This window comes from Microbacterium terregens (assembly GCF_039534975.1).
Lineage (GTDB): Bacteria > Actinomycetota > Actinomycetes > Actinomycetales > Microbacteriaceae > Microbacterium > Microbacterium terregens.
The window spans coordinates 3,035,936-3,051,268 of the sequence record NZ_BAAAWH010000001.1 but is presented as its reverse complement, the minus strand read 5'-3'; the positions used below and the strand labels follow the sequence as shown (position 1 = coordinate 3,051,268).

14 protein-coding genes are annotated in these 15,333 nt (G+C 69.7%); 11 read left to right on the top strand and 3 right to left on the bottom strand.

The window, feature by feature from the left end:
* The first annotated feature begins 33 nt into the window (after positions 1-33).
* The 6 genes from fdhD to ABD655_RS14180 all read left to right on the top strand — a co-directional run bounded on the left by fdhD (position 34) and on the right by ABD655_RS14180 (position 6,672).
* Complete coding sequence (gene fdhD / locus ABD655_RS14205) at positions 34-963, top strand: formate dehydrogenase accessory sulfurtransferase FdhD (RefSeq protein ID WP_344714913.1); 930 nt, start codon at positions 34-36, stop codon at positions 961-963.
* 8 nt (positions 964-971) lie between these two features.
* The gene (locus tag ABD655_RS14200; protein ID WP_344714909.1) at positions 972-1,601 is read left to right on the top strand and encodes a GNAT family N-acetyltransferase; all 630 of its coding nucleotides are present in this window, start codon (positions 972-974) and stop codon (positions 1,599-1,601) included.
* 10 nt (positions 1,602-1,611) lie between these two features.
* Positions 1,612-3,159, top strand: a complete 1,548-nt coding sequence (locus ABD655_RS14195; protein ID WP_344714907.1) for an SDR family oxidoreductase — start codon at positions 1,612-1,614, stop codon at positions 3,157-3,159.
* Between the two features lie 102 nt (positions 3,160-3,261).
* On the top strand, positions 3,262-4,896 hold the full coding sequence (locus ABD655_RS14190) for a molybdopterin-dependent oxidoreductase (RefSeq protein ID WP_344714905.1): 1,635 nt from the start codon (positions 3,262-3,264) through the stop codon (positions 4,894-4,896).
* A gap of 85 nt (positions 4,897-4,981) precedes the next feature.
* Complete coding sequence (locus ABD655_RS14185) at positions 4,982-6,181, top strand: serine/threonine-protein kinase (RefSeq protein ID WP_344714903.1); 1,200 nt, start codon at positions 4,982-4,984, stop codon at positions 6,179-6,181.
* Positions 6,178-6,672 (top strand): hypothetical protein, encoded by a 495-nt coding sequence (locus ABD655_RS14180; protein WP_344714902.1) that lies wholly within the window; start codon positions 6,178-6,180, stop codon positions 6,670-6,672. The genes ABD655_RS14185 and ABD655_RS14180 overlap by 4 nt, the downstream gene beginning before the upstream one ends.
* Positions 6,673-6,746: 74 nt before the next feature.
* On the opposite strand, the gene ABD655_RS14175 is transcribed toward ABD655_RS14180, so the two are convergent.
* The gene (locus ABD655_RS14175; protein WP_344714900.1) at positions 6,747-8,036 is read right to left on the bottom strand and encodes an ion channel protein; all 1,290 of its coding nucleotides are present in this window, start codon (positions 8,034-8,036) and stop codon (positions 6,747-6,749) included.
* 138 nt (positions 8,037-8,174) lie between these two features.
* Between ABD655_RS14175 and ABD655_RS14170 the strand changes: the two genes are divergently transcribed.
* Both ABD655_RS14170 and ABD655_RS14165 read left to right on the top strand, forming a co-directional pair.
* On the top strand, positions 8,175-8,663 hold the full coding sequence (locus ABD655_RS14170; RefSeq protein ID WP_344714898.1) for a hotdog fold thioesterase: 489 nt from the start codon (positions 8,175-8,177) through the stop codon (positions 8,661-8,663).
* The gene (locus ABD655_RS14165) at positions 8,650-9,090 is read left to right on the top strand and encodes an iron chaperone (RefSeq protein WP_344714896.1); all 441 of its coding nucleotides are present in this window, start codon (positions 8,650-8,652) and stop codon (positions 9,088-9,090) included. The genes ABD655_RS14170 and ABD655_RS14165 overlap by 14 nt, the downstream gene beginning before the upstream one ends.
* 44 nt (positions 9,091-9,134) lie before the next feature.
* Here the strand turns inward: ABD655_RS14165 and budA are convergent, their stop codons facing one another.
* A complete protein-coding gene (gene budA, locus ABD655_RS14160; RefSeq protein WP_344714894.1) occupies positions 9,135-9,878 on the bottom strand; it encodes an acetolactate decarboxylase in 744 nt (247 codons plus the stop codon).
* 183 nt (positions 9,879-10,061) lie between these two features.
* On the opposite strand from budA, the gene phoA reads away from it, so the two are divergent.
* The 3 genes from phoA to ABD655_RS14145 all read left to right on the top strand — a co-directional run bounded on the left by phoA (position 10,062) and on the right by ABD655_RS14145 (position 13,695).
* Positions 10,062-11,957, top strand: a complete 1,896-nt coding sequence (gene phoA / locus ABD655_RS14155) for an alkaline phosphatase (RefSeq protein ID WP_344714893.1) — start codon at positions 10,062-10,064, stop codon at positions 11,955-11,957.
* A 150-nt stretch (positions 11,958-12,107) separates the two neighbouring features.
* Positions 12,108-12,563: a hypothetical protein gene (locus ABD655_RS14150; protein ID WP_344714891.1), complete on the top strand. Its 456-nt coding sequence runs from the start codon at positions 12,108-12,110 to the stop codon at positions 12,561-12,563.
* 241 nt (positions 12,564-12,804) lie between these two features.
* Positions 12,805-13,695, top strand: a complete 891-nt coding sequence (locus ABD655_RS14145; protein WP_344714890.1) for an aldo/keto reductase — start codon at positions 12,805-12,807, stop codon at positions 13,693-13,695.
* 41 nt (positions 13,696-13,736) lie between these two features.
* On the opposite strand, the gene ABD655_RS14140 is transcribed toward ABD655_RS14145, so the two are convergent.
* Positions 13,737-15,284 carry an FAD-dependent oxidoreductase gene (locus tag ABD655_RS14140; RefSeq protein WP_344714888.1) on the bottom strand — a complete coding sequence of 516 codons (1,548 nt, stop codon included), beginning with the start codon at positions 15,282-15,284 and terminating at the stop codon, positions 13,737-13,739.
* Between the last annotated feature and the right edge of the window lie 49 nt (positions 15,285-15,333).

Sequence of the window (15,333 nt, the reverse complement as noted above, 5' to 3'; positions counted from 1 at the left end):
GCCCCCGCGCGCTGGCGCGCGTAGGCTGGCGGCATGGGTCGAATCACCGTCCGGCGCCCCGTGACCAAGCTCACGCTGGGGGCCGAAGCCATCCGTCGCTCCGACACGCTCGCGGTCGAGGAGCCGCTCGAGATCCGTGTCGGTGGGCTGTCCCTGGCCGTGACGATGCGCACTCCCGGAAACGATGTCGAGCTGGCGGCGGGGTTCCTCGTATCCGAGGGCGTGATCTCCCGCGGCGACCAGTTCCGCTCGGCGATCCACTGCGGCGGGCCCGGCACGGGCGGACCGATCACCGGCATCTCGATCGGAGCCCCGGCCGACGGCAACACCTACAACGTGCTCGACGTGACCCTCGCTCCCGGGGTGAAACCGCCAGACCCCGAGTTGGCGCGGGCGTTCTTCACGACCAGCTCCTGCGGGTTGTGCGGCAAGGCGTCCATCGACGCCGTCGAGACCACATCCGTCTATGACGTGGCGGGCGACACCGTGACGGTGCCGGCGGCATCCCTGGTCGGCTTCCCCGATGCGCTCCGTGCTCAGCAAGCCGTCTTCGACAAGACCGGCGGCCTGCACGCCGCCGCGCTGTTCGATGCCGCGACGGGTGAGCTGCTCGTGCTCCGAGAAGACGTCGGCCGGCACAATGCCGTCGACAAGGTCGTCGGGTGGGCTGTTCTGCACGACCGCCTTCCGCTGCGCGGCGTCGTCCTGCAGGTCTCGGGGCGAGCGAGTTTCGAGCTCGTCCAGAAGGCCGTGATGGCCGGCATCCCGATTCTCGCGGCCGTGTCGGCGCCGTCATCGCTGGCGGTGGAATTGGCGGCCTCCTCCGGGCTCACCCTGATCGGTTTCCTGCGTGGACCGTCGATGAACATCTACACGCGGGAGGACCGCGTCCTCGACGGGCAGCATGCCGAGGCCGTGTCGACCGGCATGGATTCGGCGGCGGTCGGATCGGTGCGGGCCTAGCTCGACCGATGCCGCACATCCGTCGGTTCCGTTCCGGTGATGAGCCCGCACTCGCGGACATCTGCCTTCGAACGGCGGATGCCGGGGCCGATGCCACCGGGTTGTTCCACGACGATGCGATCTGGGCTGAGATCTTCGTGCTGCCCTACGTGCACCGGCATCCTGAACTGGCCTTCGTCGTCGAGTCCGAGGACGGCCGCGTCGTCGGGTACATCGTCGGCGCAGCGGACTCGGACGAGTTCGAGGACTGGTTCCACGACGAGTGGTGGCCGAGCCACGGTGCGCGCTGGCCGAAACCACAGGTTGAGCGCACACGACAGGACGGGACGCTGATCTACGCTTACTCGCGACGCTCCGGGGCGGAGCCATATGGCCGCGAGTACCCCGCCCACCTGCATATCGATCTGCTCCCTGAGGTGCAGGGACGGGGTTGGGGGCGGCAGCTGATCGAGACGCTCGTGTCCGCTCTGCGGGAGCGGGGCGTGATCGGCGTGCATCTGGCTGCCTCGACCGAGAACGTCGGTGCGATCGCGTTCTACCCCCGCGTCGGGTTCACGGCGATCCCCTCCCACTCCGGCGTTCAGGCCTTCGGGATGCGACTTTCGCCCGGCGGCCCGACCCCTCCGGCCCCGGCGTAGCCTTCGGAGCATGGACGATCTGACCGCGCCGACCGGGCGTGAAGAAGCGCTGCGGGCGATGCCGCATCCCGATGGGACCGCACCCCGCGCGCTCGTCCTCGGCGCGACGGGCTATCTCGGTGGACGCCTCGTGCCGCGGCTGCTGGGCGGCGGGTACTCGGTCCGCGTCCTGGCCCGCGACGCGCAGCGGGTGGCCGCATTCGACTGGGGGAGCAGGGTCGACGTCGTCGAGGGCGATGCGACCGACGAGGCCGCCATGGGCGAGGCGGTCCGCGACGTCGACGTTCTCTACTACCTGGTCCACTCGATGGGGGCGGGCAAGGGATTCGAAGCCGCAGACCGGGCCGCGGCGACCACTGTCGCCGCGGCGGCGGCCGCGGCATCCGTCGGCCGGATCGTCTACCTCGGGGGTCTGCACCCCGACGGGGTCCCGCTGTCACCGCACCTCCGATCGCGCGTCGAGGTGGGGCGGATCCTGCTGGACAGCGGCGTGCCGACCCTCGTGCTGCAGGCCGGGGTGGTCATCGGGTCAGGGTCCGCGTCGTTCGAGATGGTGCGCCACCTCACCGAGGTGCTGCCCTACATGCCGGCACCCAAGTGGGTGCGCAACCGCATCCAGCCGATCGCCGTGCGCGACGTGCTGCACTACCTGCTCGGCGCGGCGCGCGTGAGTGCGGACATCAGTCAAGCGGTGGACATCGGGGGGCCCGACGTTCTGCGCTACGGCCAGATGATGAACGGCTACGCGCTCGAGGCCGGCCTGCGGCAGCGCGCGATCGCCGCTCTGCCTGTACTGACGCCGCGACTTGCCTCGCACTGGGTCAATCTGGTCACCCCGATCCCTCGACGCGTCGCCATGCCGCTGGTCGAGTCGCTGCAGAACGAATGCATCGTGAAGGACTCCGCGATCGACGCCCTCATCCCGCCACCGGAGGGTGGCCGCACACCCTATCGAACGGCGGTTGGACTGGCACTGCGTAGGGCGGAGGTCGACGAGATCGAGACGAGCTGGCAGGATGCCGACGTCCTCGGAGTGCCGAGTGACCCTCTGCCCAACGACCCGGAGTGGGCGGGGCAGGTGGTCTTCACCGACGTGCGAACGGCGCACACCAGCGCCTCGCAGGAATCGCTGTGGCGGGTGATCCAGGGGATCGGCGGTGAGCGAGGGTGGTACTCCAACCCGCTGCTGTGGGCGATCCGCGGCTGGATGGACAAGCTCGTCGGCGGTGTCGGTCTGCGCCGGGGACGACGGCATCGAGATCGCCTGCTCGTGGGCGATGCCGTGGACTTCTGGCGGGTGGAGGCCATCGAACCGGGCTCGCTGCTGCGACTGCGTGCCGAGATGCGGGTGCCGGGCAAGGCGTGGTTGGAACTGCGCGCACGGCCGGACGCGGACGGATCGCGCTATGACCAGCGCGCGGTCTTCTTCCCGCTCGGCCTGGCCGGGCGACTGTACTGGCTCGCGGTGCTGCCCTTCCACGGCTTCATCTTCGCGGGGATGGCCCGCAGTATCACCGCCGCGGCCGAGGCGGCGGACGCGCAGGCCGGCACCGGCTGACGGCCGGCGCAGGGCGGGGGTCTGCCGCGGCGACCCATCCGAAAGCGGGTTCGCACCGAAGAAGCGGTGAGTGGGGCGCATCCCGCGGATACGGAGCCCGTGATGGTGCAGAAGTTCGTTCGAGCACGGGTGGGTTTCCTCGCGGCGGCTGCGCTGGCGGGCGGGGTGAGCGCGGCCGTCTTCCTGGCCGCCGCCGAACTCGTCGCGCTCGTCTCGGCTCCTGAGAGCAGTCCGATTCTGGCGGTCGGGTCGTTCGTCATCGACGTCGTGCCGCAGCCGCTCAAGGAACTCGCCATCGCGACCTTCGGCGAGTACGACAAGATCGCACTGCTGGCAGGGCTGGCCCTGGCGGTGCTGGTCGCTTCGGCGGCCGCGGGCGTGCTGCAGTACCTCGCGCCTCCCGCGGGCGTGGCGGCCCTGGTCATCGCGGGTGGTCTGTCGCTGGCTGCCGCCGTCACCCGTCCCGACGCAACGGCGCTCGCGGCGCTGCCGCCGATCGGGGGAGCAGCGGCAGGATGCCTCGTCCTCTGGCTGCTGGTCGGGCGGCTGCGCCGCTGGGCCGCGTCGTCTGCGGCCGCGGCATCCGACCTCGCGGAAGGCGCGCGCGGCGGTGAGCGTTCCCCCGTCGAGCAGCCGACCGTGCACGACAAAGGGGCCGCAGCGGTGGTCGATCGGCGCCTGTTCTTGCGTGCCACGGCGCTCGCGGCATCGTCTGCCGTCCTCATCGGCGTCGGTGCTCGCGCGCTGATCAATGCCACCTCCTCGTCGATCGCCGCCGTGCGCACGGCGCTCCGGCTCCCTGCTCCGCGAGCCACCGTCGCGGTTCCCGCGGGGGCCGAGTTCGACATTCCCGGGCTTTCGCCCCTGTTCACGCCGAACACGGAGTTCTACCGCGTCGACACCGCCCTGACCGTGCCCTCGGTGGATCCCGCGCAGTGGCGACTCGTCATCGACGGGATGGTGCGGCAGAGGGTGGAACTGACGTTCCAGGACCTCGTCGACCGGGGCCTGCGCGAGTACGCGATCACCCTGACCTGCGTCTCGAACGAGGTCGGAGGGGAGCTGGTCGGAAACGCGATGTGGCTCGGCGTCCCGGTGCGCGACGTGCTGCGGCTGGCGGTGCCGGACGCCGGCGCGGACATGGTGCTCTCGCGCAGTGTCGACGGCTTCACCGCCGGCACGCCCCTTGAGCCGCTCACAGACGACGGGCTGGACGCGATCCTCGCCGTCGGAATGAACGGCGAGCCGCTGCCGCTCGAGCACGGGTTTCCGGTGCGAATGGTCGTGCCGGGTCTGTACGGCTATGTCTCTGCAACCAAGTGGCTGACCGAACTGAAGGTCACGACCTTCGCCGCAGATGAGGCGTACTGGACACCGCGCGGATACAGCGCACGAGCCCCGATCAAGTTCTCGTCACGCATCGACACTCCGCGCAGCGGGACACGCATCCCGGCGGGACGCACCGCGATCGCCGGGGTGGCCTGGGCCCAGACCGTCGGCATCGAGCGGGTCGAGGTGAGCATCGACGACGGCGCATGGCAGTCCGCGACCGTGTCGACACCCATCAGCGACGACACCTGGGTCCAGTGGCATCTCGAATGGGATGCCACGCCCGGTGCGCACTTCGTTGCGGTCCGCGCCGTGAACCGAAAGGGCGAACGGCAGACCGACCAGAGAGCGCCGATCGCGCCGGACGGTTCCACCGGGTGGCAACGGACGCTCATTCAGGTGTCCTGAGCGCTCTTCGTCACCGGCCCAGCACGGCTCGGCCGCCCTGTCAACGGCCGTGGTTCCGCCGTGTCCGCGTGGGAACATGGGGATGATGACCGATCTCCGACAGTCCGGCGCCGCCCGCTCAGGCGAGCTGCTCGATGGACGCTACCGCCTCGCCGAGCTCATCGGCGAGGGCGGCATGGGGTCGGTGTGGCGCGCCGTCGACGAGGCACTGGAGCGGACGGTCGCCGTCAAGGTGTTCTGGATGGGCTCCACCGAAGAAGCCCAGGAGGTGCGCCGGGAGTCCGAGAAACGGCTGCTGGCCTCACTCAACCATCCCTCCCTCGTCACCCTGTTCGACGCCCAGCTCTCGCCTTCCGGACGTTCCTACCTTGTGATGGAGTACATCGACGGGGGCACCCTCGCCGACCGGATCGGCATCGGCCGGATCTCGACGTTGGATGCCGCGGCGCTGGCGGCGGATCTCGGCGAAGCGCTGCACGTCGTGCACGAGGCGGGGATCGTCCACCGGGACGTGAAACCGGCGAACGTGCTTCTGCGTCCCCCGCTCACGCCACAGCACAGCTTCCGCGCTGTGCTGGCCGACTTCGGGATCGCCTACTTGATCGACACCGCGCGCATCACGACACCGGGCACCGCGATGGGCACAGCGGCGTACATCTCTCCCGAGCAGGTGCGCGGACAGCCCCCGACACCGGCATCCGACATCTACAGCCTCGGCCTCGTCCTGCTCGAGGCGCTCACGGGCGAGCGTGCGTTCCCGCAGCGCGACGCGGTCGAGGCGATCGCGGCGCGGTTGACGATTCAGCCGACGATTCCCGGTGAGTGGGGGTACGGCTGGCGGGCCTTGCTGACCGCGATGACCGCGCGGGAACCCGCCGAGCGCCCGACGGCTCTCGAGGTGGCCACACGGGGGCGCGCGCTGGATGCCGGCAGCACTGATCCGGATGTCACCGGTCTGGCGACCGCGTCCCCGCAGGCGCCCAGTACGTCCGCCACGCGGCTGCTTCCGGCGTCGTCGGGGACGGCTCCGACGACGATCCTCGCCGGTGCCACCCCGGATCCCCCGGCGTCCCAGGCGTCGGACCCGACTTCCGATGCGTTGCCCCGGCGAACGCGGCTCGGGGCGATCGTCGCCACGTCGGTGCTCCTGCTCGCGGGCGTCGTGCTGGCCATCGTGCTGTGGGGTGGCACCGCCGATGCGCCCCCCGCCCCACCTGAGCTCCCTCAGCTGGAAGAACCACTGGGCACGCACCTGCGCGAACTGATGGATGAGGTGTCACCGTGAACGCGCGCGCCGTCGCATTCGCCGCCGCCCTGATGTTCGCGGCCGGCGTGCTCGCCGGGTGCACTGCGCCCGCGCCCGACATCACGGGCGACACGGCCACCGGGATGCAGACCACGGTCGTCTCGATCGCCGAGTCGGCGGCTGCCGGCGATGCGAGCGGCGCTCTCGCGAAGCTCGACGGGCTTCAGCAGCAGCTTGACGCGGCGATCACCGACGGGTCCGTCAGTGCCCAGCGCGCCGCGGCCATCCAGACCAGAATCGATGTCGTCCGCGCGGATCTGCAGCCGGTGCCGGCTGTCGAGCCGGCGCCCGACCCGGCGGTGAGCGAGGACACCGGTGAGACGAGCGTGACCAACGACGACTCCGGCACCGGGAACGGCAACAGCGGCCCCGACAAACCCGGCACGGACAAGCCCGGCAAAGAGAAGCCCGACAAAGAAGAGGGCGGCCCTGGAAAGGGCAACGAAAAGGGCGGAAAAGGGAACGACTGACTCGTCGACTCCCGGCATCCCGAATCGATTCTCCGAGAGGGATGCCTCCCGCTGGTCGGGGTAGCGACCGCGCCTTAGGTCTGCGCCGCCTTTGCGGGGTGCGGCGTGTCCGGCGGGAGGATCCGGAATTCCGGCGCGTGCGAGACGAGCAGCCACGCCGGCAGCACGACGATGCACAGCACCGGCAGGAGCGTGAGGTCATCGGGGATCGCAACGGCGATGAACAGCGCCAGCCAGCCGTCTCGCGCAACGACGAGCACCATGCCCAACACCGCGCAGGCGACCACGAGGCTCACCGGCAGCGCCGGGAAGACCGCGCTCACCAGAAGGCCGAGGGCGACGCCGATGAACGTGGCCGGGAATACCCGCCCCCCGCGGAACAGCGCGGACGCTGCGACGAGCAAGGCGACGATCTTGATGCCGGAGATCGCGGCGAGCTGACCGACGTCGTACTGTCCCGGGTCCTCAAGCAGCTCACCCATCTGCGTGAGTCCCTTGAACATGGTGATGGGCCCGCCGATGAATCCCAGGATGCCCAGCACGAGACCGCCGGCCGTGGCGATGAGGACGGGATGACGCAGGGAATGGAACGCGCGGTAGACGAGGGGGAATGCCGCGAGCGCGGCAAGGCCGATCAGGACGACCCCGCACGCCACGAGTGAACCCGTGAGCAGGTCCAGCGCCTGCGGTGGTCCGTACGCGGGCAGGTCGAAGGCGAATGGCGGAGCGCCGAGGAGATGCATCGTGATGGCGCCTGCTCCCGCGGCGGCGAGCGGAAGGAAGAGCCGGTCCCAGAGGGACCCGCCGGAGCGCACCGCCGCGACCAGGCCTGTGAACACCAGTGCGGCGGCCACCGGCGTGCCGAACAGTGCGCCGATCGTCGCCGCGGCCGCCAGCAGCATGGCGACCTGCGGGGACACCTTCGGGATGAATCGGGCGAAGACCGCGACGACGATCGCCGAGTTGATGGCGATGATGGGGTTCTCCGGGCCGAGGCTGACACCCCCGGCCAGCCCCAGCAGCGTGACCAGCGCGAGCCCGGGCAGGACGCGCAGCGGCAGCGGCGACCCGACCAGCTCCGTGGTCGCCGAATCAGGACCCCCATGACCGGGGAGCACTTGCAGAGCGAGGCCGACCGCCAGACCCGTGAGCGTGAGAACAAGGATAATCCACCACCCGGACGGATCAACGCCGAGCGCACCGGGCGCCACTTGCCAGATCACGCTCGACAGGGCATCGGCGGCCTGGTCGAGAGTCCACAGGATGAGAGCCGACACCACGCCGACGAGGATCGCCGGCAGGGCCAGCCTGAGGAGACGTCGGGGTGTGACGTTCGGGTCGGTTTCCGGCCGTGCGAGACTCATCGCACACCCCCTGTGTGAAGACGGCTGATCCGTGCTGGTGGACGGACGGTACCACGGTGTCCACGCGGCGGACCATGCCCGCGTGAGCATCGACCCGCTCCAGGACACCCGGCATCCACCCCCGTATAAACTCGCCGCGTGAGCATCTGGGCGTTCGAGGCGACGATCGACGAGATCAACGCGATGGCGGGGGGCTCGATGATCGCTCAGCTGGGCATCGAGGTCACCGAGCTGACCGACACGAGCCTCAAAGGGCGGATGCCGGTCGACTCGCGCACGACCCAGCCGGCGGGCGTGCTGCACGGCGGGGCGTCCGTGGCGCTCGCCGAGACGCTCGCCTCGTGGGCGGGCTACCTCGCCGTAGACCGCACGAAGTTCCATGTGGTCGGGCAGGAGATCAACGCCAACCACATCCGGCCGGTGGCCGCCGGAGCCTGGGTGTTCGCCGAAGTGACGCCGGCCGCGATCGGTCGTCGTTCGCACGTATGGGAGGTGCGCATCACCAACGAGGATGGCAAGCTCGTGTGCATCTCCCGGTGCACCCTCGCGGTGATCGAGATGGAGAGCGGCTACGCGCCGGAGGATCGCCGGGGTCCAGCGAGAGGAGCATCCCGTGACCAAGGATGATACGTCCGGAGGGCTGAGCAGAGAAGAGCGCGACGCCGTCAAGGACCGGGCGAAGGAACTGCGCGACGAGGCCAAGGCCGGCAAGAATCGGGCCGCCGGAGAGAAGGCCGTTCAGGAGGCGATCGCGGAGATGCCCGGCGAGGATGCCGCGATCGCCCGGCGCCTACACGAGATCGTCGCGGAAGCCGCGCCAGAACTGATGCCCAAGACGTGGTACGGCCAACCGGCCTATGCCAACACGGACGGAAAGGTGATCGCGTTCTTCCAGAGCGCTGCCAAGTTCAAGACCCGCTACGCCACGCTGGGATTCAACGAGGACGCGAACCTCGATGACGGCGAGATGTGGGCCACCTCGTTCGCCGTGACGACGCTGACGCCGGCAGTCGAGACGAAGATCCGGGATCTGGTCCGACGCGCGATCAGGTGAGCTGATTCCTGCGGGAATCGCCGCACCGCCCGCGCCGCAGCGATCTATCGGGCGTGCGCGACGGCGCCGCCCTCCACCGCGACGATGCGATGGTCCTCGCTGTGCGTCAGTTCCGTGCGGAGAAAATGCTCGTCGGTCGGCAGTCGCAGGTCGAAGCGCGAGTACGCCGCGAGCTTCAGCTCCGCGGAGCCGATGATCACGTCGAGGACGTGGCCGCCGATGCTCCGGTCGTCGGCGATGAAGTGGACATGCAGACCCGCAACCGTCACACCCTGGTAGATGGACGGGGACCAGAAGCCGACGAGCGTGCCCCGCGCGTCGGCGATCACGGTCTCGATCTGACCTTTCGTGACCTCGGCGAGCGGTCGGAACGGGTGCTCCTGACGCTGCGTGACGCGCACCCGGACCGCGGTGAAGACGCCATCGACGCGGACGGCGTGGAAGAGGTTCCTGCTGACGAGCTGCTCCTCGACCCGAGCGGTGAACGCGGGCAGGTCGGCGCCGGCGATCGGCTGCGCGGAGACCGCGTGGAACTGGCAGACATCGACGAAGGGGAGGACCTGATCGTCCGTCATGCGATCCGGCCGCTCGTCGACGGTGCATTCGAACACCTCACCGTCGAGGATGATGACCTCGCCGCCCAGGTGCTCACAGCACCCGATTCCGAAGTCGCCGAGCGCTCGCACATCGCCCACGGCGATGCCGGACTCGTACGCTCCGGCCAACAGCGCGTCGAGGACCGCGAATTGGGTCACCGCGGCGTTCGCGAGGCGCTGTTCGGTCGTCACAATGCGAGGCTATCGCGCGATGGGATTCCTACCCGACCGCCAGGGCCGGAACGCGTTCGAGGACCCCGACCGACGCTCGTCACCCGCTGTTCCCATGAGCCGCCCTCGCCGTTCACGATCGTGCCGTTCTGTGGACGATTGTGTCGTCGCGGTGGCGGCACGACGACCACTGAAGGGTCTTTGATGACTACACGCAGTTTGCAGCGCCGTCGGTCGGCGCTGGCAGGGACGACCGCGGTGCTGCTCGCGGCTTCGGGACTGATGGGGGTGTTCGCGCTGCCTGCGGCAGCGGCGCAGAGCGACGAGAGGACGGTCACCGATCACGGCGGCGCGACGCGCAATGACGGAGATATGACGCAGCTCCTGCGGGAGTCGATCGTCGACGGACCCGCGAAGAACGTCATCCTGCTGATCGGTGACGGCATGGGAGATTCGGAGATCACCGTCGCGCGCGACTACGCCGAGGGCGCCGGTGGAGAGTTCGCCGGCATCGACGGGCTTCCGCTGACCGGCTCGTACACGACATACGCGGTCAACTCCAACGGCAGCGTGAACTACGCGTCGGAGTCCGCGTCCACGGCAAGCGCCTGGTCCACCGGCACGAAGACCGTGAACGGGCGTCTGAGCGTCGATGTCTCGAACGCGCCGCAGGCGACTCTCCTCGAGATCGCGAAGGCGAACGGGTTGAAGACCGGAAACGTCTCCACCGCGGAGATCCAGGATGCGACACCGGGAGCGCAGATCGCGCACATCTCCGCCCGAGGCTGCTACGGCCCCGATCAGACCACCGCGAATTGTGCCTCGGAGGCGCTCGAGAACGGCGGGTTGGGTTCGATCAGTGAGCAGCTGCTCAACCTCCGCCCGGATGTCGTGCTCGGCGGCGGTTCGGCGAGCTTCAACCAGGTCGCAAAGGCCGGTCCTTGGCAGGGCGAGACGCTGTTCGCGCAGGCGGACCAACGGGGTTACCAGCTCGTCGACACTCCGGCGGAATTGGATGCCGTCACCACCGCCGACGCTCACCAGCCCCTCCTCGGACTGTTCGCCACAGGCAACTTCCCGGTCCGCTGGAACGGGCCGGCCGCCATCGCGGGCGGGGGTGACCTGCCTGCGGCATCCTGTGTGGACAACCCTGAGCGGCTGGCGAGCGGGCTCTCGCTCGGAGCATTGACCGAGAAGGCGATCGGCCTGCTGGCCGATGAGGACGGCTTCTTTCTGCAGGTCGAGGGCGCCAGCATCGACAAGCAGGACCATGCCGCCAACGCCTGCGGCCAGATCGGAGAGACCGTCGACCTCGACGAGGCCGTGCAGGTCGCGCTCGCCTACGCCCAGACCAGCCGGGACACGCTCGTCGTTGTCACGGCCGACCACGCGCACACCAGCCAGATCGTGGGTTCGACACCACCCGGGCTCAGCGTCAACCTGCTGACGACCGAGGGTCAGCAGATGATCGTGGCATATGGGACCGCGGCAGCGGGTGGGTCGCAGCAGCACACCGGGTCGCAGGTCCGCATCGCCGGATACGGTCCCGGCGCGGCGAATGTCGTCGGCCTCACCGATCAGACCGACCTGTTCTTCACGGCAGCCGACGGGCTCGCTCTGAATCGCGATCTCACCGCGTTGAGTGCGGACGCGACCGTAACCGCTCCCGCCGATGTCCACCCCGGCGACACGTTCACGGTGTCCGTCGATGGACTGGACGCGGACTGGCAGGCGACCGGAGTTCTGGCGTCCGACCCGGTCGACCTCGGTCAGGTCGACGTTCTGGCCGGCCACGCCGAGTTCAGCGCGACCGCGCCCGACGAGGAGGGCCCGCACACGATCACTCTCACCGGTGTGCAGACCGGGACCGTGTTGAAGGCGACGGTGAACGTCACCGGCGGTGCGATCACGCCACCGCCCGCATCGCCCTCACCCCTTCCGGGTGCTGCGGGCGGCGCCGCGCAGGGCGGTTCTCCGCTGGCACTGACCGGAAGCGCAGTCCCGTGGGCCGCAGCCGGGGTTGCGCTCGCGATGACGGTCACCGGTGCATATCTGCTCGCGCGCCGGCGCCGCCAGCAGCTGCGAGTCACGCACCTCTGACGTGACGGACGGAGGCCGGCGACGAACGCGACCGTCGCCGGTCTCCGTGCCGCCGTGGACCGGGCACGCGGTCGCGGATACCTCGCAGGACGGATCGGGATACATCTCGCGGCGGACGACCGGTCGAACCGGTGCGACGAGGCTGGAAGCATGCATAAACGCCGCACATCTCGGGTCATCTTCCTCGCCGCCGGTCTCGTGGCCGCCACACTCGCATTGCAGGGGTGCGCCGTCGTGGACGAGCTTGTCTACAAGCAACGGTCATCCGCCTTTCCGACCGCCGAGGCAGCCCGGGAGGCCTGGGACCTCGACGCTGCTTGGGTGCCCGCGGACGCGAAGGACGTCCGTGTGGTCGAATCCACTGTCGCCGGAGCTTCGGATGCCGTCCTGCTGGTAAGCAGCGACACCGCGCTCGATCCCGCCTTGTGCGCGGAAGTGATCCGCCAATCCGGGGCCGGTTACACCATCGACGGTGCGCCGGACGCGTATCGTGCCGACACGGTGTTCGCCTGCGGGCCGTGGAGCGTGATCCCCTCCGACGAGGGGTGGTTCGGATGGACGCCGAACCACCCGAACGAGCTGGCTCAGTCGCCGTCGCCGCGGTAGCCCCGGCCCGCCGCCGTGCGCCCGTCGGACCGACTCCCGCAGACTGCCACGGCTGCGGACATCGCCATCGACCGTCGTCGCTGCGATTCAGAGTTTTCGCGCGCACTCCTCCATCGCACCCCGGGCCGGCGCCAGGGTCGGCCGATGCCCTCCCACCCCGTACGGCGCGAGACGCGGTTGTCCATCCACGGTTTTCTCACGCTCCTGGCAAGCTTGTGAGCAACGACAAGAAGGAGGCTCCGTGAAGCAGCGCACTCTGGTAGGACGACAGGTTTCCGCGATCGGTCTGGGCGCCATGCCCCTGTCGATGAACAACGACAAGCAGATCCCCTCGTTCGAGGATGCCGTGGGGACGGTGCATGCGGCGCTCGACGCCGGCGTCACCATCGTCGACACCGCGGACATCTACGCCCCCACGTGGAACGAGATGGGCCACAACGAGCGGATCGTGGCCGAAGCGCTGCGCACCTGGGACGGCGACGCGGCGAGCATCTTCGTCGCAACCAAGGGCGGGATCACGCGGAGCGAGGGCGAGGTCTGGGGCCGCGACGGTTCGGAGGCGTATCTGCGCCAGGCGGTCGAGAGGTCGCTCGAGATCCTCGGCGTCGACCAGATCGATCTGTACCAGTACCACCGTCCCGACCGCTCGCGCGTGTACGGCGACAGCATGAAGGCGCTGGCATCGCTGCGGGAGGACGGCCTCGTCCGCGCGGTGGGGATCTCGAACGCGAGTGTGGAGGAGATCGAGATCGCGCTGGACGTCCTCGGCGAGGGCAACCTCGCCAGCGTGCAGAACGAGTTCTCGCCGAAGCATCCGGGGAGCATCGACGAGCTGCGGTTCTGCGAAGAGCACGGCATCGCGTTCCTGCCGTGGAGCCCGCTCGGCGGCACGGGCGGGGGAGGACGCAGCGTGGGCGCGCGGTTCTCGACCTTCCGTGAGGTCGGCGAGGTGCATGCCGTCAGCCCGCAGCAGGTGGTGCTCGCGTGGGAACTCGCCCTCGGCCCGCACGTCATCCCGATCCCGGGTGCGCGGCGCGCGGCATCCATTCTCGACTCGGTCAAGGCTGCCGACCTCGAACTAGGCTCGGTCGAGATCGCCGGCCTGTCCGAGTCGGTGGGCATCTTCGACTGAGACCGGGACGGCCGCGGAGGCTCGCCGTGGCCCGGGCGCTTTCAGCGTCGACGGACCATCACTACCGCATCGTCGATCATGGCCGGGGCGCCGTCGGGCGCCACGACCTCCCGCGAACGGGTCTCCGCGATCTCGACCGTCCACTCGTCGAGGCTCAGCTCGAGAGATGCGAGCTCCTCGGGCGCGGTCAGGAACACGTGGCCGCCGTGGCCGGGTGGCGCCCACGGCGGCGGGCCGGCGTGCGACACGATCAGCAGTCGTCCGCCGGACGCGACGCGTTGCGCCGCCCGCTTGAGAGCCCCGGTGCGGTCCAGTGCGACGGGGGAGTGGAAGAAGCTCGCTGTGACGAGGTCGTACTCGCCCGCGGCATCCGTGTCCGACAGGTCCGTCGCAAGAAAGCGTGCGCTCACGCTCTCGGCGTCGGCAGCGGTCTGCGCCCGTGCGATCGCGATCGCCGAGATGTCGACGCCGGTCGCGTCCCATCCCCGCTGCGCCAGCCAGATCGTGTCGGCACCCTCCCCGCAGCCCAGATCGAGCGCGCGGCCCGGCGGGAGCTGACTCACGGCGTCGACGACGGCGCGGTTCGGTCGGCCGGACCACATCCGCTCGGCATCCGCGTATCGGTGATCCCAGTACGCGTCGGGTGCCAGGTCGGCTCCCGCCTCCTCGCACGCGAGGGCGAAGTCCTCCTGCACGAGTGCCCCGTTGACCGCAGCCCCCGCCATCGCGCCGGCACCCATCGACAGCGGCACGTTCGCGGTCGGACTCACGACGTTCCCCGCCGCCCAGATCCGTTCGGCGCTCGTCTTGCCGGTCGCGTCGACAGCGAGGAACGCCCCGAACGGCGTATCGGCGCGATCGAGCCCGAGGTGTGCCAGGAAGGTGTCGTGCGGACGCGCCTCACCCATGGTGAAGATCGCGTCGATCTCGACGACCTGGCCGTCGGCGAGGCGCACGCCCGAAACCTCCCGGTCGTCCCCGAGCACCTCGACGACCGGCTCGCTGATGATCTCGACGCCCCGCGCACGCAGTCTGCGGGCGGCATCGGGCTCCAGTGTGCCCATCGCCCCGGTGAACACGACGACATCGTCGCTCCATTGCCGGACGAGCTCCGCCTGATGCAGCTGGCGCGGCGAGACCAGCACCACGCCCAGTCGGCGATCGCGCACCTCCCACCCGTGGCAGTACGGGCAGTGGAGCACGGCGCTGCCCCAGCGCTCGGCCAGCCCGGGGATGTCGGGCAGGTCGTCTGAGATCCCCGTCGCCACGACAAGCGCGCGGGCGGTCTCGCTGGTGCCGTCTGCGAGGGTGACCTCGACGCGCGTGGGCGTGTCATCGACCCTCGCGACCGATGCGGTACGCAGCTCGACGCCATACGCCTCGACCTCGGCACGCCCGTGAGCGAGAAGGTCGCCGGGTGCCACGCCGTCGTGCCCGAGCACGCCGTGCATGTGCGCGGCGAAGCGATTGCGGGGCGCACCCGCGTCGAGGACGAGGGTGCGACGGCGGGAGCGACCGAGCATCTGGGCGGCGCTGAGCCCCGCCGCGCCGGCCCCGATCACGATGGCATCCCACTGTGCTGTTTCCATGCTGACCAGCGTGCGTGCGATGATGGCATAACCGCAAGCTGGTTTGCAG

Bases quoted from the DNA above. Each gene is read 5' to 3' on its own strand.
- ABD655_RS14150 (WP_344714891.1), top strand. From the start codon at position 12,108: ATGCATAAACGCCGCACATCTCGGGTCATCTTCCTCGCCGCCGGTCTC.
- ABD655_RS14200 (WP_344714909.1), top strand. From the start codon at position 972: ATGCCGCACATCCGTCGGTTCCGTTCCGGTGATGAGCCCGCACTCGCG.
- ABD655_RS14185 (WP_344714903.1), top strand. From the start codon at position 4,982: ATGACCGATCTCCGACAGTCCGGCGCCGCCCGCTCAGGCGAGCTGCTC.
- phoA (WP_344714893.1), top strand. From the start codon at position 10,062: ATGACTACACGCAGTTTGCAGCGCCGTCGGTCGGCGCTGGCAGGGACG.
- ABD655_RS14190 (WP_344714905.1), top strand. From the start codon at position 3,262: ATGGTGCAGAAGTTCGTTCGAGCACGGGTGGGTTTCCTCGCGGCGGCT.
- ABD655_RS14140 (WP_344714888.1), bottom strand. From the start codon at position 15,284: ATGGAAACAGCACAGTGGGATGCCATCGTGATCGGGGCCGGCGCGGCG.
- ABD655_RS14195 (WP_344714907.1), top strand. From the start codon at position 1,612: ATGGACGATCTGACCGCGCCGACCGGGCGTGAAGAAGCGCTGCGGGCG.
- ABD655_RS14175 (WP_344714900.1), bottom strand. From the start codon at position 8,036: ATGAGTCTCGCACGGCCGGAAACCGACCCGAACGTCACACCCCGACGT.
- fdhD (WP_344714913.1), top strand. From the start codon at position 34: ATGGGTCGAATCACCGTCCGGCGCCCCGTGACCAAGCTCACGCTGGGG.